Here is a 22,196-nt window from a genome sequence, read left to right as displayed (position 1 = left end):
GCCCCCGGCCCCGACATCGGCGGGGAGGAGTTGACCGTGGACGTGGAGGAGATACTCACCGGCCTGTACAGCGAACAGGGCAGACAGGACCCGTACCCGTGGTACGCGGACCTGCACCGGCTCGGCCCGATCAGCGCGGTGCCGGCGCGCGCCGAGCACCGGACGGTGAGCGCGGTCGCGGTCGGCTACGACCTTGTCGACAGTTTGCTGCGCGATCCGGAGTGGACGAAACAGCCGCCGCCGGGCTGGGAGGAGCAGGAGATCCTGCGTACCTTCCAGACCTCGATGATGTTCGTGAACCCGCCCGACCACACCCGGATGCGGCACGTCTTCTCCCGCACCTTCACGCCGCGCCGGCTCGGCGCGTTGGAACCGGTGATCCTGCGGGTGGTCGACGAGCTGCTGGACCGGATGGCGGACGCCGGGGAGGGCGCGATCGACTTCGTGGCCGACTTCGCGTACCCGATTCCGGCCCTGGTGATGGCCGAGTTCATCGGCATCCCGGCCGCCGAGTTGCCGTGGTACCGCGAGCGGGTGGAGTGGATCGACGAGTTCCTGGACGTGGCGGGGAAGACCCCGCAGCGGCTGGCCGCGGCCAACACCGCCGCGCAGGAGTTGCGGGCCTTCTACCGGGAGTTGCTCGGGCACCGCCGCCGGGTGCCGGGGGACGACCTGCTCAGCGCGTTGGTCGAGGCGCTCGACTCCGGGGAGGTGGAGCTGACCGAGGATGAGCTGGTCAGCAACCTGATCGTGCTGTTCAACGCCAGCTTCGTCACCACCGTCTACATGTTCAGCAACGGGCTGCCGTTGCTGCTGGCCCACCCGCAGACGGTCGCGGCGCTGCCCACCGACGCCGCGCTGGCGCAGGGCTGCGTCGACGAGGTGCTGCGGTTGGCGAGCCCGGTGCACTTCCTGGCCCGCGCCGCGCCGGCCGACACCGTGCTGGACGGCGTGCCGGTCGGCGCTGACGACAACGTGTTGATCATGATCGCGGCGGCCAACCGGGACCCGGCCCGCTTCCCGGCTCCGGACACCTTCGACCCGACCCGTCCCGGCCCTCCGTCGCTGGCCTTCGGCGTGGGTCTGCACTTCTGCCTCGGCGCGGCGGTGTCGCGGTTGGAGGGTCGCCTCGCGCTGCCCCGGCTGTTCGCCCGGTTCCCCGCGCTGACGGTCACCGAGACGCCGACGTACAGCGGCAGCCTGTTCCTGCGCGGCATCGACACGTTGCTGGTCAGCACCGGTGGATAGGAGCGACATGGCAGTTCACCCGGAGGTGGCGGCGTACCGGGCGGCCCGGGCCGCGGCCGGCACCCCGCCGCTGTACGCGCAGACCCTCTCCGAGGCGCGCGCCGCGGACCTGGCCGCGATCCGCGCCGGCAGCGGCGCGGTCGAGCAGGTCGCCGAGGTACGCGACGTGCGGATCCCCGGCCCCGCCGGGGAGCTGCCGCTGCGGGTGTACCGGCCGGCCGGGTCGGGTCCGCTGCCCACCCTGCTGTACTTCTTCGGCGGCGGCTGGACGCTCGGCAGCATCGACACCGCCGACGGCATCTGCCGGCGGCTGGCCAACGCCGTGCCTTGTCAGGTGATCACCGTCGGCTACCGCCTCGCCCCGGAGCACCCCTTCCCGGCGGCGGTGCAGGACTGCCACGCCGCCACCTCGTGGATTGCCGGGCACGCCGACGAGCTGGGCGTGGACCCGACCCGGCTGGCGGTGGGTGGGGACAGCGCCGGCGGCAACCTGGCCGCCGCGGTCACCCTGCTCAGCCGTACGCACGGGCCCCCGCTCGCCGCGCAGCTGCTGGTCTACCCGAACACCGACCAGAGCGGCGAACCGGACGGTGACGACGACCCGACGCTGTTCAACCGCCGATCGGTCGCCTGGTACCGGACGCACTACCTCGCCGACCCGGCACACGCCAAGGATCCGCTGGCCTCGCCGCTGCTCGCCGACAACCTGTCCGGGTTGCCGCCGGCGCTGGTGATCACCGCCGAACTCGACCCCCTGTGCGCCGAGGGGCAGCGGTACGCCGAGCGGCTGCGCGACGCTGGGGTGTCCACCCGACTGGAGCACTACCCGGGCATGATCCACGGGTTCTTCGCCATGCCGGGAACCTTCACCGACGGGCGACGGGCACAGGACAGCGCGGCGGCCTTCCTCCGCGAGCGCTTCGGACTGCCGGCCGAGCCGGGCGAGACTGCCGAGGCCGCCCGGCCGGTCGAGGCGGATGGCCCGGCCGAGCCGGCTGCCGCGAGGGGCCGGGGCGATGGGTGAGCGGTTGTTGGCCGACCGGCCGGCCGTGTCGCTCGCCGACTACGCCGAGCGGGCCCGGGCGGTGCTGCCGCCGGACGTGTGGGACTACCTGGCCGGCGGCAGCGCGTCCGAGGTGACCCTCGCCGCGAACCGTCACGCGCTGGATCGGGTCGCGGTGCTGCCCCGGGTGCTGCGCGGGGTGGACAGCGTCGACCTCGGCACCGAACTGCTCGGCCGTCGGTACGCCATGCCGGTCGGCGTGGCGCCGATGGCGTACCAGCGGTTGGTGCACCCGGACGGGGAGCTGGGCCTGGCGGCGGCGGCCGGCGCGGCCGGGATCCCGTACCTGGCGAGCACGCTGGGCAGCACCCCCATCGAACAGGTCACCCGCACGGGCGCGGACGTCTGGTTCCAGCTCTACTGGCTGCGCGACCGGGCCCTCGTCCGCGACCTGCTGGACCGGGTCGTCGCGGCCGGGTGCCGGGCGCTGGTGGTCACCGTGGACGTCCCGGTGCTCGGTCGACGTCCCCGGGACCTGCGCAACGCGTTCCGGCTGCCGGCCGAGGTGGTCGCCGCGAACCTCCCCGACGGTCGTGACGCGTTGGCGCACTCGGGAGCCCCCGGGGTGTCCGCGATCGCCGCGCACACCGCCGCGTCGTTCGCGCCGGCGCTGCGCTGGGCGGACCTGGCGTGGCTGCGCGAGCAGGCCGACCTGCCGCTGGTGGTCAAGGGGCTGTTGGACCCGCGCGACGCGACCGAGGCGGTACGCGTCGGCGCGGACGCGGTGGTCGTCTCCAACCACGGCGGGCGGCAACTGGACGGCTCCCCGGCGAGTGTCACCATGCTGCCGGAGGTCGTCGACGCGGTCGGGGACGGCTGCCAGGTGCTGCTGGACAGCGGCATCCGCGGCGGCACCGACGTGCTGCGGGCGCTCGCCTTGGGTGCGGCCGGGGTGCTGGTCGGCCGGCCGCTGCTCTGGGCGCTGGCCGCCGGTGGCGAACCGGCCGCCCGGGACGCGCTGGGCCTGCTCGTCGCCGAGTTGACCGACGCGCTCACCCTGGCCGGCTGCGCCGACGTGGTGGCGGCCGGCGAGCTGCGGACCCTCGGGGTGGGGTGAGGGGTGACCGCCGCCGAACCGGTCGACCTGAGCGTCGCCGACCTGCACCCCGCGCTGGGCGATCCGGCGCTGACCTCGATGAACTTTCTCAACGAGGTGTCCGAGCGCTACCCGGGGGCGGTGTCCCTCGCGGCCGGCCGACCGTACGAGGAGTTCTTCGACCTCGCGGCGGTGCACCGGCACCTGGACACCTTCCACCGGCACCTCGTCGACGACCTGGGGCACCGACCCGAGCAGGCTCGGAGACTGCTGCTGCAGTACGGCCGGACGAAGGGCATCGTGCACCACCTGATCGCCCGTAACCTCGCGGTCGACGAGGGGATCACCGTCGACCCGGAGGACATCGTGGTGACCGTCGGTTGCCAGGAGGCGATGTTCCTGGTGCTGCGCGCGTTGCGGGCCGGGCCGACCGATGTGCTGCTCGCGGTCGCCCCGACCTACGTCGGGCTGACCGGGGCGGCCCGGCTGGTGGACCTGCCGGTGTGGCCGGTCGCCGGCGGGTCGTCCGGGATCGATCTGGCCGACCTGGCCGCCCAGGTACGCCGGGCACGGGCGGCGGGGTTGCGCCCGCGCGCCTGCTACCTGATGCCGGACTTCGCCAACCCCTCCGGGGTCAGCATCGACACCGCCCACCGTCGGCGGCTACTGGACCTGGCGGCGCAGGAGGATCTACTGCTGCTGGAGGACAACCCGTACGGCCTGTTCCACAGCGACGACGGGCCGCGCCCGCCCACCCTCAAGGCGTTGGACACCGGGCGGCGGGTCGTCTACCTCGGCTCGTTCGCCAAGACCGTGCTCCCCGGCGCGCGGGTCGGCTACGTGGTCGCCGACCAGCGGGTGGCCGGCCCGGGCGGGCGGGTCGGTCCGCTCGCCGACCAGCTCGCCATGATCAAGAGCATGGTCACGGTGAACACGTCACCGATCGCGCAGGCGGTGATCGGCGGCCGGCTGCTGGAGCACGGATGCAGCCTGGTGGCCGCGAACACCCGGGAGCGGTCCGCGTACACCCGGAACCTGCGCCACCTGGTGGCCGGCCTGACCCGGCGCTTCCCCGATCAGCCGGACCGACCGGCGGCGGTGCGTTGGACGGTGCCGGCCGGCGGGTTCTTCGTGGTGGTGACCGTGCCGTTCCCGGTCGACGACGCGTTGCTGGACCGCTCGGCGCGCGACTACGGGGTGCTGTGGACGCCGATGGCCCACTTCTACGACGACACCGCGCCGGTTCACGCGTTGCGGTTGTCGGTCAGCGCGGTCACGCCGGAGCAGATCGACGTCGGGCTGGACCGCCTCGCGGCGCTGATCACCGACGAGCTGACCCGCCGGGCGGGTTGACACACCGCGTTCACGGGATGGCAATGCGCGACGACCCGCGTGCCGCCGTCCTCGGTGGACGGTCATAATAAGCCGCATGGTTGCCTGGGAGTACGCCCTGCTCGTCCGCCGCTATCAGGGACAGGGCCGCAATTTTCACGTCTCGTTCGTCTGGTACGCGCCGGACGGGTCACGCAAGGACATCACCGCCTACGGCGACACCGCCATCGCGCACCTCAACCGCGCCGGCCGGGAGGGGTGGGAGCTGGTCTCCGCGGCCGAGGACGTCAACAACGTCCAGGGCAGCACCGAGGTCCACCGCTACCACCTGAAGCGCCCCATGGCCTGACGGCCGCCCCTCCGCGTCGATCATGGAGTTGTGGTGGTGGACGAAAGTCGCGTTCCAACCCGGATCGGGCACCACAACTCCATGATCGACGGGAGCGGGGGCTAGCTCAGGTCGATGCCGGGGTAGAGGGGGTACGTGGCCAGCAGGTCGGTGGCCTGGCGGGCGACCTTGTCGGCCAGGCCGGCGTCCAGGTTGTACTTCGCCTTCGACGGTGTGCCGTCGGCGTTGGCGCCGGCGGTCGTCTGGGTCAGCACGGTGTGGATCAGCTCGGCGGTCTGGTCCATCTCGGCGGTGCCGAGGCCCCGCGTGGTCAGCGCCGGGGTGCCGATCCGGATGCCGGACGTGTACCAGGCCCCGTTCGGGTCCTGCGGGACCGAGTTGCGGTTGGTGACGATGCCCGAGTCGAGGAGGGCCTGCTCGGCCTGCCGGCCGGTGAGCCCGTAGCCGGACACGTCGATCAGCACCAGGTGGTTGTCGGTGCCGCCGGTGACCAGCGTCGCGCCCCGGCGCAGCAGCCCTTCGGCGAGCGCCTGCGCGTTGTCGACGATCCGCTGGGCGTAGTCGGCGAAGTCGGGCCGGCGGGCCTCGGCGAGCGCGACCGCCTTGGCGGCCATCACGTGCGGCAGTGGACCGCCGAGCACCATCGGGCAGCCCCGGTCCACCTGGTCGGCCAGCTCCGGCTGGCAGAGCACCATGCCGCCGCGTGGGCCGCGCAACGACTTGTGCGTGGTGGTCGTGACGATGTGCGCGTGCGGCACCGGGTCGAAGTCGCCGGTGAAGACCTTGCCGGCCACCAGGCCCGCGAAGTGCGCCATGTCGACCATGAACGTCGCGCCGACCGAGTCGGCGATCTCGCGCAGGATCCGGAAGTTCACCTTCCGGGGGTACGCCGAGTAGCCACCCACCAGGATCAGCGGCTTGAACTCGCGGGCGGCCTCGGCCACCCGGTCGTAGTCGATCAGGCCGGTCGCTGGGTCGGTGCCGTAGCTGCGCTGGTCGAACATCTTGCCGGAGATGTTCGGCCGGAAACCGTGGGTGAGGTGACCGCCGGCGTCCAGCGACATGCCGAGCATCCGCTGGTTGCCCAGCTCGCGGCGCAAGGCGAACCAGTCGGCCTCGGTGAGGTCGTTGACCTGACGGACCTGGGCCTTCTTCAGGGCGGGGGACTCCACCCGGTCGGCCAGCACCGCCCAGAAGGCGACCAGGTTGGCGTCGATGCCCGAGTGGGGCTGCACGTACGCGTGCGCGGCGCCGAACAGCTCCCGGGCGTGCTCGGCGGCGAGCGCCTCGACGGTGTCGACGTTCTGGCAGCCGGCGTAGAAGCGGCGGCCGACGGTGCCCTCGGCGTACTTGTCACTGAACCAGTTGCCCATGGCCAGCAGGGTCGCCGGGGAGGCGTAATTTTCGCTGGCGATCAGCTTGAGCGACTCCCGTTGGTCGGTCAGCTCGGCGCCGATGGCGTCGGCGACCCGCGGCTCGACAGCCCGGATCACCTCAAGGGCGCTCCGGAATGCGGTGGACTCGGCGTTGCGGGACATGCGACCTCCAACAGACGTGCGGGAAGGCCCAGGCGCTCGGCAAACGTCCACGTGACGAGGCCGCTCCCCGATGGTTCTCCATCCCCACGCGCCAGTAACGGCCCGGGCCGATCCTACCGGGCCGGAACCGGCCGTTCGGGCCGCCCTCCGGGAGGCGACCCCGCCGACGTGATTGGGCGGTGCGTCGCGGGGCACACGGTAGGTGACCACCGCACCGTCGAGGGTGCGGCCAGGGTTCGCACAGAAGGAGTCGAGAACATGACCACACCCACCTCCACCCGGCCGCTCGCCCTGGTGACCGGGGCCTCCAGCGGCATCGGGTACGAGCTGGCGGCGCAGTTCGTCGAGCACGGCTTCGACCTGGTGATCGCCGCCGAGGACGACGGCATCGACCTGGCGGCACAGAAGCTGCGCCGCGACGGCGGCCCGCAGATCTGGTCGGTCCGCGTCGACCTGGCCCGCGAGCAGGGGGTGACCGAGCTGGTGGCCGCCGTCACCGCGACCGGACGGCCGCTGGACGCGCTGGCGCTCAACGCCGGTCGCGGCGCCGGTGGCGCCTTCGTCGGCGGCACCGACCTCGCCGACGAGTTGGAGATCGTCGACCTCAACGTGCGCTCGACGGTGCACCTGGCGAAGAAGCTGCTGCCCGGGATGGTCGAGCGGGGTACGGGACGGGTCCTCTTCACCTCGTCGATCGCCTCCACCATGCCGGGGCCGTTCCAGGCGGTCTACAACGCGTCGAAGTCGTTCGTGCAGTCCTTCGCCGAGGCGCTGCGCAACGAGCTGAAGGACACCGGCGTCACGGTGACCTCGCTGATGCCCGGGCCGACGGACACGGAGTTCTTCGACCGGGCCGACATGGAGGACACCCGGGTGGGCTCGGGTAAGAAGGACGACCCGGCGAAGGTCGCCGCGCAGGGCTTCGAGGCGATGATGAGGGGTGATCAGACGATCACCGCCGGTTCGCTGATGAACAAGGTGCAGACCGCGGCCGGCAAGATCATTCCGGACAAGCTCAAGTCCGAGCAGCACCGCAAGATGGCCGAGCCGGGCTCGGGCAGCTGACCCGTGGAGCACGACGAAGGGCCCGGCACGATGCCGGGCCCTTCGGTGTGAGCGGGCGCCTCAGGCCGTCACCGCATCGAGCGCCTTCTTGATCGCCTTCGGCGCGGTGGGGGTACGCGGCGCGTCCGCGCGCAACGCGATCATCTTCTCGCCGATCTCCTGGAGCTGCTTGCGGCCCAGCGCGTCCCGGACCTTGGGGAACCACTCCTCCTCTTCCTCCTCGACGTGGTGGGTGACGTTCTCGATCAGCACTGTCGTCTTGGCGTTGAACCGCTCGTCGTCGGCGTCCATGCTGGCCAGCTCGGCGCAGAGCACGTCGGCGACGTGGTGTTCCTCGTACGACTCGAGGATGTCGTCCTCCAGGTCGGGCAGCAGCCGACGGACCTCCGGGTACATCACCTCGTTCTCCAGGTAGGTGTGCACCGTCAGTGCCTCCAGGATCTGGTTCACCAGCTTCTGCCGCTGGCTCGCCGGCCCCTCCTCGGCGTCCTGGAAGGCCTTGAACAGGCGGCGCATTTCCTTGTGGTCCTCTTTGAGCAGGACGATGGCATCGGTCGACACCGGTATGACCTCCCTGAAAAGTCTCGGCTGGTGCAGTTCCGGTACCCCCACGCCGACTGCGGAAACAGGTGAAACCGGCTCAGACCATGGCCAACGTGCGGGGGATCTCGTCGAGCAGCTCCCGAGCCAGAAAGCCGATCCGGCCGTAACGGGGGATCAGCCGCTGACCGCTCACCGAGTGCGCGAACGAGCCCCAGCAGGCCGCCTGCGCCGGGTCGGCACCCCGGGACAGCAGCCCCGCCAGCAACCCGGCGAGCACGTCCCCGCTGCCGGAGGTGCCCAGCCCGGCGTCGCCGCTCTCCTCCCGCCAACCCCGCCCGTCCGGGGCGGCCACGTGCCCGTACAGCGACACGACCGCCTCGTACCGGACGGCCAACTCGGCCGCCTCGGCGTCCAGGTCGTCGCCCGGGTCCCGCCCGAGCAGGTGCCCGGCCTCGGTGACGTTGGGGGTGAGCACCACGGGCCGACCCGAGCCGACCAACAGCTCCGGTGCGTGGCTGAGCGCACCGAGGGCGTACGCATCGAGCACCAGCGACGTCTCCGGACGGGCCGCCTCCAGGACCAGGCCCAGCAGCCGGTTGGTCTCGTCGATCGCCTTCAGGCCGGGGCCGACCGCCACCACGTCGGCCTGCGCGACCAGGTCGCCGAGCTGCCCGTCCCGGTCGGCGGCCACCGCGCCGTCGGCGGTCTCCGGCAGTCCGACCACCAGCGCCTCGGGCACCTGGATGCTCAGCGCGGCGGCGGTGGACTCGGCGGCGGCGAGCTGGAGCACCCCGGCGCCGGCGCGCAACGCGGCCACCCCGGCGAGCAGCACCGCGCCCGGTGTGAAACGGGAACCACCGACCACCAGCACGGTGCCCCGGCTCTCCTTTCCACCGGCCGGCACCGGCAGCGCCCAGTCCCGCAGCAACGCAGGGGTGATCACCTTCACCTCAGACCGGCTCGGCATGGATCTCGTCCTCCCTGGTCGGCCGGGCGCCCTGCTGACGCAGGTGCTCGACGTGGTTGAAGGCGGTGAGCGCCAGTCGGTCCTCGCCGTCCGCCGACCACTCGGTGATCGAACAGTTGGCGATCACGTCCTGCCGGGTGAGCGCCATCAGCTCGTCCTCGGTCAACCCCTCCACCAGATAGCGAAGCAGGAAGACCAGCGCGTCGTGGCCGAAGAGCAGCACCCGGCAACCCTCGTGGTCCCGGCGCAGGTCGCCCAGCAGCGTCCGCAGCCGCAACGCCACGTCGGTCCACGACTCCCCGCCCGGCGGCCGGTAGTAGAACTTGCCCAACCGCTCCCGGCGGTCGGCCTCGTCCGGGTAGCGCCGCCGCACCCCGTGCCCGGTCAGCCCGTCGAGGATGCCCAGCTCCCGGTCGCGCAGCCGTTCGTCGCGGTGGACCGGAATGTCGGTGCCGGCCAGCGCCAACCGGGAGGTCTGCACCGCGCGCAGGTACGGCGACACCACCGCCACGTCCGGGCGCCTCGCCTCCGGCAGCTCGGCCAGCCAACGGCCGGTCGCCCGAGCCTGATCCTCGCCGGTCGCGGAGAGCGGCACGTCGGCGTCGCGGTGGGTGAGGTCGATCAGCTCGGCGCCGGTTGCCTCGGCCTGTGTCGCCGCCACGTTCGCGGTGCTCTCGCCGTGCCGGACGATCCAGAGGGTTGCCAGTTCCGCCATGCGGCCCCCCTACCCGGGCGCCGCCGACGGTAACCGTGTCCGGTGATCCGCCATGCCGATGTCCGCTCGGTGGACGTCCGGCGTGGGCCACAGGTCGTACCCTCGGGGGCGTGGCCACAGCGGCGGAGGAAATCAAGGTAGGGGAGCGGCTGGTCCGCGTCTCCAGCCCCGACAAGCCGTACTTTCCCGAGCGTGGGCTGACCAAGCTGGACGTGGTCCGCTACTTCCTGGCGGTGGGCGACGGCATCCTGCGCGCGCTGCGGGATCGGCCGACCATGCTGGAACGCTGGCCGCGGGGGGTCTTCGAGGGCGCGACGATCGCCACCCGGCAGACAAACCGGGGCGACGCGTTCTACCAGAAGCGGCTGCCGGCGGGCGCGCCCGAGTGGGTGCGGACCGCGCACATCACCTTCCCCAGTGGTCGTACCGCCGACGAGGTCGCGCCGAGCGAGTTGGCCGTGGTCATCTGGGCGGCCAACCTGGGCACCCTGCGGTTCCACCCGTGGCCGGTCACCGCCGCCGACGTGGAACGCCCCGACCAGCTGCGCATCGACCTGGACCCGATGCCCGGCGTCGACTTCGCGCAGGTGGTGCCGGTGGCGCACGAGGTGCAAGCCTTCCTCGCCGAGCTGGGCATGACCGCCTATCCGAAGACCACCGGCGGTCGGGGCCTGCACGTCTACCTGTCGATCGAGCCGCGGTGGAGCTTCGGTGAGTGTCGCCGGGCGGTGCTCGCGCTGGGCCGGGAGATGCAGCGCCGGCTGCCGGACCTGGTCACCACCACGTGGTGGCGCGAGCAGCGGGACCGGCCGGTCTTCGTCGACTACAACCAGATGGCCCGGGACCACACGGTGACCTCGGCGTACTCGATCCGGCCGACGCCGGCCGCGCTGGTCTCCGCGCCGCTGGACTGGTCGGAGCTGGACCAGGTTCGCCCGGAGGACTTCGACGTGCTCAGCATGCCGGCCCGGTTCGCCGAGCGCGGCGACCCGCACGCCGGCCTGGACGGTGCCCGGCACTCGCTGGAACCGCTGCTGGAGTTGGCCGACCGCGACGGGCTGGAGGCCCCGCCGGAGCGCTGAGCCGCGCCGCCGGCAAGGCCCAGAGGCCGCCGCTCACGCCCAGGGGCTGCCGGCGCCGTCGAACTCCTCGAAGACCAGCCAGGTGCGGGTGGACAGCACCCCGGGGATGCTCTGCACCCGGCCCAGCACCACGTCACGCAGGGCGGCGTTGTCCGGCGCGCGTACCAGCGCGAGCACGTCGTGGTCGCCGCCGAGCAGCGCGGCGTGCTCGATGTAGCGCACCTGGGCCAGCTCGGCCGACACCTCCCGCCAGGTGTTCTGCTCGATGGTCAGGGCGATGTACGCCGACGTGCCCAACCCGGCCGCCTCGGGCGCCACCTGGGCCCGGAACCCGGTGATCACCCCGTCGCGGAGCAACCGCTCCACCCGCGCGTACGCGTTGGTGCGGGAGATGTGGATCCGTTCGGCGAGGGTGCGCACCGACGTCCGACCGTCGCGGACCAGCTCGTCGAGGATCCGTCGGTCGACCTCGTCCAGGGCTCGGGCCGATCGTCCCGATCCCGCACCCCGACCTGCTTCGTCGGCGGCCTCCTGGCTCACTGACCGGCCCTCCGCATGCCAACCGTCCCGCCTTCTGTGTCGATCTTGAGTCAATCATCCACAAGCGGAAGCATAGGCTCACCACACGTCCCAGGAGGTTCCGCCGTGACGACCACTCCCCAGGCGGTCCGCAGGGCATCCCCGCGCACCCGTCGAACGGTCACCCCGCCCGACCCGGCGCGCTCGTTGCTGCCCGACGCCGAGCCGGTCCGCCTGCTCGCCGAGAACGGCACGCCGCTGCCCGCCCGCGCCGACTACCCCGAACCACCCGCCGAGGTGCTGCGCGAGCTGTACCGCCGGATGGTGCTCGGTCGGCGCTTCGACACCCAGGCGACCGCCCTGACCAAGCAGGGCCGGCTCGCCGTCTACCCGTCCTCCCGGGGTCAGGAGGCGTGCCAGGTCGGCGCGGTCCTCGCGGTCCGCGACACCGACTGGGTCTTCCCCACGTACCGCGAATCGATGGCGCTGGTTGCCCGGGGCATCGACCCGGTCGAGGTGCTCACCCTGCTGCGCGGCGACTGGCACTGCGGCTACGACCCGACCGAGGTGCACACCGCACCGCAGTGCACCCCCCTCGCCACCCAGTGCGTGCACGCCGCCGGGCTGGCGCACGGCGAGGCGTACCAGGGTCGCGACACCGTGGCGCTTGCCTTCATCGGCGACGGCGCCACCAGCGAGGGTGACTTCCACGAGGGGATCAACTTCGCCGCCGTGTTCAAGGCACCGGTGGTCTACTTCGTGCAGAACAACCGGTACGCCATCAGCGTCCCGCTGTCGCGGCAGACCGCCGCGCCGTCGCTGGCCTACAAGGGCGTCGGCTACGGCGTACCCAGCGAGCAGGTCGACGGCAACGACCCGGTCGCGGTGCTCGCCGTGCTCACCCGCGCGGTCGCCCACGCCCGGGCCGGCAAGGGGCCGTTCCTGGTCGAGGCGCACACCTACCGGATGGAGCCGCACACCAACGCCGACGACGCCAGTCGCTACCGCGACGGCGCCGAGGTCGACGCCTGGCGGGACCGGGACCCGGTCGCCCGGCTGGAGACCTACCTGCGCGCCCGTGGTGTGCTCGACGACGCGGCGGTCGCCGAGATCGCCGAGCAGGCCGAGGCGTACGCGGCGGACCTGCGGACCCGGATGAACGAGCAGCCCACGGTCGACCCGCTGAGCCTCTTCGACCACGTCTACGCCGAGCCCACCCCGCAACTGATCGAACAGCGTGAGCAGGTCCGCGCCGAACTGGCCGCCGCCCACGCCGAGGAGGGCGACGCCTGATGGCCACCACCATGGCGAAGGCGCTCAACGCGGCGCTCGCCGACGCGCTCGCTGCCGACGACCGGGTCGTCGTCTTCGGTGAGGACGTCGGCGCGCTCGGCGGCGTCTTCCGGATCACCGACGGCCTCCAGGCCCGCTTCGGCGAGAACCGCTGCTTCGACACCCCCCTCGCCGAGGCCGGCATCGTCGGCTTCGCCGTCGGCATGGCCATGTCCGGCCTGCGCCCGGTGGTCGAGATGCAGTTCGACGCGTTCGCGTACCCGGCGTTCGAGCAGATCGCCTCGCACGTGGCGAAGCTGCGCAACCGCACCCGGGGCAAGCTCAGCGTGCCGATCGTCATCCGGGTGCCGTACGCGGGCGGGATCGGCGGAGTCGAGCACCACTGCGACTCGTCCGAGGCGTACTACGCGCACACCCCCGGGCTGAAGGTGGTCACACCGGCGACCGTCGACGACGCGTACTCGCTGCTGCGCGAGGCGATCGAGGACCCCGACCCGGTGGTCTTCATGGAGCCCAAGAAGCTCTACTTCGCCAGCGCCGAGGCGTCCCTGCCGACCCGCACCGAGCCGTTCGGCCGGGCCGTCGTGCGCCGGCCCGGACGCGACGCCACCCTGGTGGCGTACGGGCCGGCGGTGCCGGTCGCGCTGGAGGCCGCCGAGGCCGCCCGGGAGGAGGGGTGGGACCTGGAGGTCGTCGACGTGCGCACGATCGTGCCGTTCGACGACGCCACCATCACCGCCTCGGTCCGGCGAACCGGCCGGTGTGTGGTGATCCAGGAGGCGCCGGGCTTCGCGGGTGTCGGCGCGGAGATCGCCGCCCGGGTGCAGGAGCGCTGCTTCCACGCGCTGCACGCCCCGGTGCTGCGGGTCGCCGGGCTGGACATCCCGTACCCGGCGCCGATGCTGGAGCACACCCACCTGCCCGGCGTGGACCGGGTGCTCGACGCGGTGGCCCGCCTGCAGTGGGACGACCAGCCGGACGCGCGTTGGGCGGCGGCATGACCACCGTCGGACGGACGCAGGTCTTCCTCCTGCCCGACCTGGGCGAGGGGCTGAGCGAGGCCGAGATCGTCGAGTGGCGGGTCGCCGTCGGTGACGTGGTCACTGTCGACCAGAGCGTGGTCGAGGTGGAGACCGCCAAGGCCGTCGTCGACGTGCCCTGCCCGTACGCCGGCCGGGTCGTCGCCCTGCACGGCGCGGCCGGTGAGGTACGCCCGGTCGGCCAGCCGTTGATCACCATCGCGCCGCTGGACGGGGGCGACGAGCCCGCCGGGCACGCCACCTACCGCGAGGAGGAGCGGGCCGGGTCCGGCAACGTGCTGATCGGGTACGGCACCGGCCACGGCACCGCCACCCGCCGTCGGCGTCGACCCCGCCTGGCGGTGGCGCCCGAACCGGCCGACGCGGGCCCGGCCGGCGCGGCTGCCGAGGCCGCTCCCGCCGCGTCTGTTGACCCGGCGCGGTCGTCCGCCGCCCGGGTCATCTCGCCGATCGTGCGGCGGCTGGCCCGCGAGCACGGCGTCGACCTCGACACGGTGCGGGGCACCGGGCCCGGGGGCGTGATCCGCCGCGCCGACGTGGAGGCCGCGCTGACCGCGCCCGCCGCCCGGCTCGCCGCCGTGCCGGACCCGCAGGTCGGGTCGGCCCCGGTCGGCGACGGCGACGGCGACGTGATCGTCCCGCTCACCGGCATCCGCAAGGTGATCGCCGACAAGCTCTCCCGCAGCCGGCGGGAGATCCCGGAGGTGACCATCTGGGTCGACGTGGACGCCACCGGGCTGCTGGAGACCCGCGCCGCGATCAACGCGGCGACGCCCGACGCGCCGGTGAGCATCCTGGCCCTGCTGGCCCGGATCTGCCTCAGCGGGCTGCGCCGGTTCCCGCAGCTCAACTCCCGGGTCGACACCGAGGCGCAGCGCATCGTCCAGTCCGCCGGGGTGCACCTCGGCATCGCCGCGCAGACCGACCGAGGTCTGCTGGTGCCGGTGCTGCGCGATGCCCAGCGGCTCACCACCGCCGAACTGGCCGCCGAACTGGCGGCGACCACCGCCGCCGCGCGGGCCGGCAGCCTGCCCCCGGCCCGGCTGACCGGCGGCACCTTCACGCTGAACAACTACGGGGTGTTCGGCGTCGACGGCTCCACACCGATCATCAACCACCCCGAGGCGGCCCTGCTCGGGGTCGGGCGGATCGTGGACAAGCCGTGGGTGGTCGACGGGCAACTCGCCGTCCGCAAGGTGACCCAGCTCAGCCTCACCTTCGACCACCGGGTCTGCGACGGCGGGGTGGCCGGGGGCTTCCTGCGGCACGTCGCCGACTGCGTGGAGCGCCCGGCGCTGCTGATCGCCGCCGTCTGACGCGTACCCCCGGCCCCGGCGCTGCCCGTGCGGCGCCGGGGCCGGCGCACGTCCAGGGCTGCCCGGCGGTGTCAGCGGGCCGGGGTTTCCCGGCGGCGTGATCGGGAAGTCGGCCCCGCCGGAACGCACCGAACGCGTCGAAGGGAGCCGACCTGTGGCCGTGGCGAACGAACTGCTACTGAACTCGGTCCGGGTACGACGGCCCGCCTCGGCCGGCGCGCCGCTGTACTGCGACGCGCTGGAGTACGGGCTGACCGGTGACGGCGCGACAAACGACCAGCCGGCGCTGGCCGCCCTCGTGGACCGCCTCGGCGCCGGTTACGCCTCGGACGGGCGGGCCCGGGTCATCTACTGCCCGCCGGGCATCTACTCGATCCGGGACGCGGGCACGGTGTGGCGCAGCGGGGTGTCGCTGATCGGGGCCGGCCCGGCGGCCACCCGGTTCATGCTCAGCAACGAGGGCAACCGGGCCGACCCGACCCCGTTGGCCTTCTGGACCACCGTGCAGCACGGCGCCGACCGGGACCGGCACATCGCCGACTGCACCTTCGCCGACTTCCAGATCGACGGCTCCGGCGTCGCCATGGCCGAGTACAACTACCTGGCCAAGGGCCTCGGCATCCAGTACATGGTGCGGGGCGTCTTCCGCAACCTCTACATCCACCACACCGCAGCCACCGGGCTGGGCTGCGACTTCCTCCAGGACTCCCTGGTCGACGGTGTGGTGGTGGTCGGCTGTGGCCGCCTGGACAACGGCGAGCAGATGGGCGGCGCGGGCATCGGCATCGGCATCGGCGGCTGGGGCACGGTGGAGCGGCTGACCATCGCGAACTGCACCGCCCTGGCCAACGGCACCAACGGCATCTTCCTGGAGCTGCAGAAGGACTACTGGCCGCCGCCGCGCGGCTACCGCATCATCGGCTGCCACAGTCAGGGCAACCGCTTCGGCATCTCCGACTGGGGCGCCGACGGGCTGATCGTCTCCGCCTGCACCATGACCGAAAACCTGGAGACCGGGTTCGACGTGTCGGCGCAGGGCACCTCGTCCGTGGCCGGCCGCGGCGGGCTGCTCACCGACTGCGTCATCGACGGCAACATGTGCGACGGGATCAGCATCGGCAACAGCCCCGGCCCGTACACCGTCCGGGGCAACCGGATCAGCGGCAACGGCCGGCACGGCTACCATGCGCACGACCTCGGGCGCGGCTACCGGGGCTCGATCCGCGACGTGGTGATCGAGAGCAACGAGTTCTGGGGCAACGGCCTCGACGCGATCCGGATCGACCACCAGATGACCGACGCGGTGCTGCTCAACAACCGGATCCGCAACAACGGGCGCCAGACCGGCGAGGGCACCGGGAATGCCGGCGACGCCGTCCGCTACAGCGAGCGGTGCCTGGTGGACCGGTCGGCCACCTGGCCGCACGACGGACACCGGGGCAAGGTCCTGCGGGTCGGGAAGGCCGTTGCCATGGTGGCCTCCAACACCGGCGACGAACTCACCCTCGCCCCGGTGCGCCCGGACGCGTTCACCGCGTGGAGCGGGGACGTGCCACCGCCGGGATGCGGGTACGAACTGGCCGCCGCACCGCAGTTGCGGGCCGGTATCGCCATCGACGCGCACTTCGACTCGGCCACCATCCGGGGCAACCGGATCTGGGACAACCACGACAACCAGACCCAGACGCACGGCCTGTGGATCACCGGGCGGGGCAGCTGCGTGGACTGCCGGGTGGAGGACAACGACCTAGCCGGCAACGCCGACGAGGGGATGCGACTGGACACCCCGCCGGTGGGCGGACGGTGGCGCGACAACCACGTGGACAGCGACTGGAGCTGAGCGGCCACCCGGCGGGACCCTGGAGCTGGACGACGTGCGGCGGCGGCCGGAGTGATCCGACCGCCGCCGCTGTCTCGGTTGAGCTGATCAGCCGGCCAGACCGGCCACCGCCGGGGTCGGGTCCAGCACGACCGTCGCCGAGCCCGACTGCGCGGGTGAGCCCGCGTCGGTGTACTCCGCGACGAACACCGCGGTCAGGTTGTCCGCGCCGCTGTGCCCACCATCCACGAAGGTGGGGATGCTCCCGGAGCAACCCGTCGAGGTGGAGAGCGGGTGCCCGTGCTCATCGTGCCCGAGCACGTAGGTGACCTTCACCTTTGAGCAGTCCACCGGCAGGTCGTCAGTGACCTTCACCTCGTACGCCACCGTCTGACCGAACTGGAACGGCTGCCCGGTCACCGGGGCGACGAACTCGACGACCGGCGCGGTCGGCCCCACCACCAGCGGCAGGGACGCCGAGGCGGACCGTCCGGTGCGGTCGGTCACCTTCAACGTCGGCGTGTACGAGCCGTTCTCCGGGAACGTCCAGCTCGCGTTCGGGTCGGTGCTGTCCACCGAGCCGTCCGCGTTGAAGTCCCACGCGTAGCTCAGCTTGTCACCGTCCGGGTCGGTCGTTCCGGCGCTGGAGAACGCCACGGTCAGCGGGGCCTGCCCCACCGTCGGGGTGCCGCTGATCTTCGGGATCGGCGTCCGGTTGCCCCGGACGAAGTCGATCCGGGACAGCTGCGCGTCCGGGTTCTCGGCGAAGTAGCCGTCGCCGTACTCCAGCACGTAGAGCGCGCCGTCCGGGCCGAACTCCATGTCCATCGGGTTGTCCACCACCAGCGACGGCGCCACCGGACGGATGTCCGTCACGTCGCCGTCCTCGTCGAGGCGGAACTCCTTGATGTAGTCGCGGGACCACTCGTAGAACAGCGGCACCCCGTCGTAGTAGGCCGGCCAGCGGGTGCGCGACGTGCTGGTTCCGTCGTAGTCGTACGCCGGGCCACCCATCGGAGAGATGCCGCCGGTGCCCAGCTGCGGGAACTCGGCCGAGGGGGCGGCCGCGTACCAGACCTCCGGCTGCTCGACCGGCGGCAGCACGCGCTTGCCGGTGTTGTGCGGTGAGTCGTTGACCGGGCGCTTGCAGTTGAACTTGGCGCCGGACTCACCGGTGGCGAAGTCGTAGTCGCGGTAGGCGATCGTCGGCGTCACGCAGTACGGCCAGCCGTAGTTCGCCGGCTTGTCGACGAGCAACCACCGGCCGTGCCCGGCCGGGCCGCGCTCCGGGTTCGGGTTGGAGGCGTCCGGCGAGTAGTCGCCCACGTACACGTTGTCGGTACGCCTGTCGACGGCGAACCGGAACGCGTTGCGCAGCCCCATCGCGTAGATCTCCGGGCGGGTCTGCGCCGTGCCGGGCTTGAACAGGTTGCCGGCCGGCACCGTGTAACCGCCACCGTTCTTCACCTTGATGCGCAGCAGCTTGCCGCGCAGGTCGTTGGTGTTGGCCGCGGTGCGCTGGGCGTCGAAGGCCGGGTGGCGGTCGGCCCGCTCGTCGATCGGGATGTAGCCGTCGGAGGCGAACGGGTTGGTGTCGTCACCCGTCGACAGGTACAGGTTGCCCTTGCTGTCGAAGTCGATCTGGCCGCCGACGTGGCAGCAGATGCCCCGGTCGGTGGGCACGTCGATGATCTGCTGCTCGCTGGCGAGGTTCAGCTTCGTCCCGTCCAGCTTGAACCGGGACAACCGCAGCGCGCCCTTGAACCGCTGCCAGTCCGCCTCGGTGCCGGTCTCCGGCGCGTCCCCCTCGTTGACGCCGGGGGTCGTCGGGTCGTCCACCGGCGTGTCCATCGGCGGCGAGTAGTAGAGGTACACCCACTTGTTCTGGGCGAAGTTCGGGTCGATGGCGACCCCCTGCAACCCCTCCTCGTCGTGCTCGTACACCGGGATGTCGGCGGCGAGGGTGTTCAGCCCGGTGCGCGGGTCGTGGATGCGGACCTCACCGGTACGGGAGGTGTGCAGCACCCGCAGGTCGGGCAGGACGGCGAGGCTCATCGGCTCGCCCGGGAAGTCGTTCAGTGTCACTTTCTGGAAACTACTGTCCGGCGGCGCGGCCGGCGCTGCGGCCGCTGCCGACGGTGGTACGGCCAGACCGGCCGTCACCAGCAGCAGGGCGGACGCGAATGCGGTCCTTCTCATCAGGTGTGTCCCCCGGGGTGTTTTCAGTACCGAAGTGAAGCGAGATAGTCGAAGCCGACGCGAGCGGTGTCCAGGGCGTCGGCGGGGGAGCGCGGCGCGGTGCCCGCGTCGTCACGCTCCACGATGTACTCCTCGATGCCGGCCTCCCGCTCGTGGGCGAAGATGCGGCCGAAATCGATGACGCCGTCGCCGAGGTCGGCGAAACCACCCTCGACGTCGAGGTCCTTGACGTGCACTTGGCGGATCCGGCCCCGGTTGGCCCGGAACACGTCGACCGGGTCGTGCGCGCCCCGCCAGGTCCAGTAGAGGTCGAGTTCGAAGTGGACAAGGCGCGGGTCGGTCTGCCCGGTGAGGATCTCGAAGCCGGTCGAGCCGTCGGTCAACGGCACGAACTCCAGTTGGTGGTTGTGGTAGCCGAAGTCGAGCCCGGCGCGTTCAGCCAGCCGGCCGGCCTTGTTCAGGTTGCGCGCCAGGGCCCGGTAGACGTTGGGGTCCCGGATCGCCTGACCGTTGGCGTCCCGACCGAAGTACGGGTGGACGATCTTCTTGCAGCCCACCACGTTGGCGTCGGCGAGGGCCTGCTCCCAGGTGGCCGCGTCGAACGGCTGCGGGATGCCGACGTGCCCGGAGGTGGAACGCAGCCCGGCCTCGTCGAGCGCGGCCCGGAACTGTGCGGCGGTGCGTCCGACGAAACCGGCGTGCTCCACCCGCCGGTAGCCGATCCGGCGCAGCGCGTCCAGGGTGCCGGGCAGGTCGGCGGCGAGCTGGTCGCGCAGCGTGTAGAGCTGAATGCTGATCCGGTCCACCGGCACCCGACGCCGGCCCTGGGCCTGCCCGGTGGACGCGGCGGGCGCGGCGACGGCCGTGCCGCCGAGCAGACCGGCGGCGCCGACGGCGGCCGCGGAAACGGTCGCGGCGCGCAGCACTCCACGCCGACTGACCGGCTCGGATGCCGGTGTCGGCCCCGGTCGGTTGAGTTGTTGATCCATGGTGGTGGTCCCTTCCTGACGGCTGGTACGCCGTCGGCGGCGGTCGACCTGACTGCCGTCCGCCGGGCGCGCCGAACCGGCCGGAGGCGGGCTCCGGCTGGACGGTGAGGGACGGCGCGCGGGTGCGGCCCGGACCCATCGGGAGCGGAACGCGGCGACCCGGCAGAGGTGGCGGCAAGTTGATCGACGAATGGGCAACCCTCTATCTAGATCGAGACCTTACCCTTGCCCCCGGACGAAGGCAAAGCTTCGTCGCGTTCGGCAGAAGTTTCGCTCCAACTGACAAAAGTCCGCCCACGAGGTGCGCCACCGGGCCTGACCTTCTACTTCCCGCCGGTGATCCACTCGGTTCACGGAAGTCGCGGTATCCCGGACGTTGCGATGCCGCCACTTCCTGCAACGCGAGTGGATCACGAAGCGGATCGACCGCACCAGCACCCACGGACCGGACAAACGTCGCGCGGATGGGTGTAGGCGGCGACAGGCTGCCATCGGGTGCCAACGCCGCCCCGACATCCGGACAGTCGACGTCGCGTCGCTCAAGCGGAACAAAGCGCATGACATGGGTCGGTTGAACGCCTGTTCCGCCAACTGGAACATTGTCGGAGAATGCTCCGGTAAATGCGCCGCCGATTATTTCCGAATGCCGCTAATGACCCCGTGAAGCGGGCAAGAATGTGGCGGAGGGAAGTCGAAAACGGGGGGATTGAAACATGACGTCTAGGCGGCGATTGACGCTGTTGGCGGTAACCATCGCAGCCGCACCACTCGCCCTGGGTGCGTGCACCGTCGACCGAGGGTCGGCGACCGGCTCGGCCAAGAAGCACGCCGCCCCGCCGGAGCTCGCCGTGACACCGGGGGACAAGGCCCGGGACGTCCCGGTCAGCGCCGAGCTGGGCACCGTGGTCAAGGGTGGGCGGGTCACCGGCGTACGCCTCACCGACGACAAGGGCAAGCAGGTCAACGCCGAGCCGCGCGAGGACGGCTCCGGCTGGGTGCCGAGCGCTCCGCTGCAACCACGACGGACCTACACCGCCGAGGTGACCGCGACCGGTGACTCAGGTGCCACCACCACCCGCACCACCACGTTCACGACGATGGCCAAATCGACCAAGCCGCAGATCACCAGCACCCTCTATTTCAACGGCAATCGGACGTACGGCACGGCGATGCCGGTAACGGTGGCGTTCGACCCGGGAATTCCGAAAGAGGCCAGAGCGGATGTCCAGCGACGGTTGTTCGTAAAGACCAATCCGCCGCAGCCGGGCACCTGGTCGTGGCTTGAGGATGGAAGTCAGGTCTATTACCGGGCACCCGATTTCTGGAAGCCGGGTACCACCATCAGCGTCCGGGCCGGTCTGGAGGGTCTGCCGATCGGAAAGGACCGGGTCGGCGACGCCGAGCGGACTGCGACCTCCAAGATCGGACGACAGGTCTCGCTGGAGATCGACAACGCCACCAAGCAGATGACGGTGCTGCGCGACGGCAAGCAGGTCCGCCGGATCCCGGTCAGCCTGGGTAAGCCGAGCACGCCGAGTTCCAGCGGCAAGATGGTGATCATGGAGAAGCACGAGCGGGTCACCTTCGACACCCGGGGTGAGCCGGACGGTGGCTACGTGGTCGACGTCGACGACGCCCAGCGCTACACCTGGGGCGGTGAGTTCATCCACTCCGCCCCCTGGTCGGAGGGGGACCAGGGCAACACCAACGTCTCGCACGGTTGCGCGAACGTCTCCGCCACCGCGGCCAACTGGTTGATGGGGGTGACGCAGGTCGGTGACCTGGTCACCGTCAAGGGCACCGAGGTGGAGCTACAGCCGGGCAACGGTTGGACCGCCTGGAACGTGAGCTGGGACGAGTTCGCCCGGGGCAGCGCCCTGCCGGTGCCGCCCGGGCTCAAGCCCGCCCCGGTCGCCCCGGCGCACCCGGGCGCGGTGGCCGGCGGCTCACCCGCACCGGCACCCTCGGTCAGCGGCCGCTGAGTAACCGCCTACGGCAGAACGAGGCCGGCCCGCCACGACGGCGGACCGGCCTCGTCGCCGTCTGACGATCGCTGGCCCAGCCGCGACCACACAGGCGGAGC

Annotated in this window: 18 protein-coding genes, 1 pseudogene and 1 riboswitch; of the genes and pseudogenes, 12 read left to right on the top strand and 7 right to left on the bottom strand. The window is 71.9% G+C overall.

Annotation, left to right across the window (positions count from 1 at the left end; all coding sequences use genetic code 11):
- Window positions 1–36: 36 nt before the first annotated feature.
- The 5 genes and pseudogenes from ACFYL6_RS09610 to ACFYL6_RS09590 all read left to right on the top strand — a co-directional run bounded on the left by ACFYL6_RS09610 (window position 37) and on the right by ACFYL6_RS09590 (window position 5,028).
- A complete protein-coding gene (locus ACFYL6_RS09610) occupies window positions 37–1,248 on the top strand; it encodes a cytochrome P450 (protein WP_387170384.1) in 1,212 nt (403 codons plus the stop codon).
- A gap of 7 nt (window positions 1,249–1,255) precedes the next feature.
- Window positions 1,256–2,170, top strand: a pseudogene (locus ACFYL6_RS09605) (alpha/beta hydrolase); the annotation flags it as partial.
- 94 nt (window positions 2,171–2,264) lie between these two features.
- On the top strand, window positions 2,265–3,368 hold the full coding sequence (locus tag ACFYL6_RS09600; protein ID WP_387169678.1) for an alpha-hydroxy acid oxidase: 1,104 nt from the start codon (window positions 2,265–2,267) through the stop codon (window positions 3,366–3,368).
- Window positions 3,369–3,371: 3 nt separating this feature from the next.
- Complete coding sequence (locus tag ACFYL6_RS09595) at window positions 3,372–4,700, top strand: PLP-dependent aminotransferase family protein (RefSeq protein WP_387169676.1); 1,329 nt, start codon at window positions 3,372–3,374, stop codon at window positions 4,698–4,700.
- A 67-nt stretch (window positions 4,701–4,767) separates the two neighbouring features.
- Entirely contained in the window at window positions 4,768–5,028 is a 261-nt protein-coding gene (locus ACFYL6_RS09590) for a hypothetical protein (protein WP_091397680.1), read from the top strand.
- Between the two features lie 101 nt (window positions 5,029–5,129).
- Here the strand turns inward: ACFYL6_RS09590 and ACFYL6_RS09585 are convergent, their stop codons facing one another.
- Complete coding sequence (locus ACFYL6_RS09585; RefSeq protein WP_387169674.1) at window positions 5,130–6,566, bottom strand: glycine hydroxymethyltransferase; 1,437 nt, start codon at window positions 6,564–6,566, stop codon at window positions 5,130–5,132.
- 19 nt (window positions 6,567–6,585) lie between these two features.
- A riboswitch (ZMP/ZTP riboswitch) is annotated at window positions 6,586–6,675 on the bottom strand.
- Between the two features lie 149 nt (window positions 6,676–6,824).
- Between ACFYL6_RS09585 and ACFYL6_RS09580 the strand changes: the two genes are divergently transcribed.
- Window positions 6,825–7,631, top strand: coding sequence for an SDR family NAD(P)-dependent oxidoreductase (locus tag ACFYL6_RS09580; protein WP_387169673.1), 807 nt, complete (start codon window positions 6,825–6,827; stop codon window positions 7,629–7,631).
- Between the two features lie 60 nt (window positions 7,632–7,691).
- Here ACFYL6_RS09580 and ACFYL6_RS09575 read toward each other — a convergent pair whose 3' ends face one another.
- The 3 genes from ACFYL6_RS09575 to ACFYL6_RS09565 all read right to left on the bottom strand — a co-directional run bounded on the left by ACFYL6_RS09575 (window position 7,692) and on the right by ACFYL6_RS09565 (window position 9,856).
- Window positions 7,692–8,192 carry a hemerythrin domain-containing protein gene (locus ACFYL6_RS09575; RefSeq protein ID WP_387169672.1) on the bottom strand — a complete coding sequence of 167 codons (501 nt, stop codon included), beginning with the start codon at window positions 8,190–8,192 and terminating at the stop codon, window positions 7,692–7,694.
- A 79-nt stretch (window positions 8,193–8,271) separates the two neighbouring features.
- The gene (locus ACFYL6_RS09570; RefSeq protein WP_387169670.1) at window positions 8,272–9,141 is read right to left on the bottom strand and encodes an NAD(P)H-hydrate dehydratase; all 870 of its coding nucleotides are present in this window, start codon (window positions 9,139–9,141) and stop codon (window positions 8,272–8,274) included.
- Window positions 9,125–9,856 (bottom strand): histidine phosphatase family protein, encoded by a 732-nt coding sequence (locus ACFYL6_RS09565; protein ID WP_387169668.1) that lies wholly within the window; start codon window positions 9,854–9,856, stop codon window positions 9,125–9,127. Before ACFYL6_RS09565 ends, ACFYL6_RS09570 begins: the two co-directional genes overlap by 17 nt.
- A 110-nt stretch (window positions 9,857–9,966) precedes the next feature.
- Here ACFYL6_RS09565 and ACFYL6_RS09560 point away from each other — a divergent pair, with 110 nt between their 5' ends.
- The gene (locus tag ACFYL6_RS09560) at window positions 9,967–10,938 is read left to right on the top strand and encodes a DNA polymerase domain-containing protein (protein ID WP_387169666.1); all 972 of its coding nucleotides are present in this window, start codon (window positions 9,967–9,969) and stop codon (window positions 10,936–10,938) included.
- 33 nt (window positions 10,939–10,971) lie between these two features.
- On the opposite strand, the gene ACFYL6_RS09555 is transcribed toward ACFYL6_RS09560, so the two are convergent.
- The gene (locus ACFYL6_RS09555; RefSeq protein ID WP_387169665.1) at window positions 10,972–11,478 is read right to left on the bottom strand and encodes an Lrp/AsnC family transcriptional regulator; all 507 of its coding nucleotides are present in this window, start codon (window positions 11,476–11,478) and stop codon (window positions 10,972–10,974) included.
- 105 nt (window positions 11,479–11,583) lie between these two features.
- Here ACFYL6_RS09555 and pdhA point away from each other — a divergent pair, with 105 nt between their 5' ends.
- The 4 genes from pdhA to ACFYL6_RS09535 all read left to right on the top strand — a co-directional run bounded on the left by pdhA (window position 11,584) and on the right by ACFYL6_RS09535 (window position 16,946).
- The gene (pdhA, locus tag ACFYL6_RS09550) at window positions 11,584–12,750 is read left to right on the top strand and encodes a pyruvate dehydrogenase (acetyl-transferring) E1 component subunit alpha (protein ID WP_387169663.1); all 1,167 of its coding nucleotides are present in this window, start codon (window positions 11,584–11,586) and stop codon (window positions 12,748–12,750) included.
- Window positions 12,747–13,751 carry an alpha-ketoacid dehydrogenase subunit beta gene (locus ACFYL6_RS09545; RefSeq protein WP_387170382.1) on the top strand — a complete coding sequence of 335 codons (1,005 nt, stop codon included), beginning with the start codon at window positions 12,747–12,749 and terminating at the stop codon, window positions 13,749–13,751. Before pdhA ends, ACFYL6_RS09545 begins: the two co-directional genes overlap by 4 nt.
- Complete coding sequence (locus ACFYL6_RS09540) at window positions 13,748–15,106, top strand: dihydrolipoamide acetyltransferase family protein (protein ID WP_387169661.1); 1,359 nt, start codon at window positions 13,748–13,750, stop codon at window positions 15,104–15,106. Before ACFYL6_RS09545 ends, ACFYL6_RS09540 begins: the two co-directional genes overlap by 4 nt.
- A gap of 160 nt (window positions 15,107–15,266) precedes the next feature.
- Window positions 15,267–16,946: a right-handed parallel beta-helix repeat-containing protein gene (locus ACFYL6_RS09535; protein ID WP_387170381.1), complete on the top strand. Its 1,680-nt coding sequence runs from the start codon at window positions 15,267–15,269 to the stop codon at window positions 16,944–16,946.
- 87 nt (window positions 16,947–17,033) lie between these two features.
- On the opposite strand, the gene ACFYL6_RS09530 is transcribed toward ACFYL6_RS09535, so the two are convergent.
- Together ACFYL6_RS09530 and ACFYL6_RS09525 are read right to left on the bottom strand one after the other, a co-directional pair.
- Entirely contained in the window at window positions 17,034–19,124 is a 2,091-nt protein-coding gene (locus tag ACFYL6_RS09530) for a PQQ-dependent sugar dehydrogenase (RefSeq protein ID WP_387169659.1), read from the bottom strand.
- Window positions 19,125–19,147: 23 nt separating this feature from the next.
- Window positions 19,148–20,113: a sugar phosphate isomerase/epimerase family protein gene (locus ACFYL6_RS09525; protein ID WP_387169657.1), complete on the bottom strand. Its 966-nt coding sequence runs from the start codon at window positions 20,111–20,113 to the stop codon at window positions 19,148–19,150.
- Between the two features lie 713 nt (window positions 20,114–20,826).
- Between ACFYL6_RS09525 and ACFYL6_RS09520 the strand changes: the two genes are divergently transcribed.
- Window positions 20,827–22,095: an Ig-like domain-containing protein gene (locus tag ACFYL6_RS09520; RefSeq protein WP_387169655.1), complete on the top strand. Its 1,269-nt coding sequence runs from the start codon at window positions 20,827–20,829 to the stop codon at window positions 22,093–22,095.
- Window positions 22,096–22,196: the final 101 nt, after the last annotated feature.

Origin of the sequence: Micromonospora sp. NPDC007208, assembly GCF_042869175.1 — a bacterium.
GTDB lineage: Bacteria > Actinomycetota > Actinomycetes > Mycobacteriales > Micromonosporaceae > Micromonospora > Micromonospora foliorum.
Note: the sequence above shows the minus strand (reverse complement) of the source record. Positions and strands in the feature narration are given on the sequence as shown.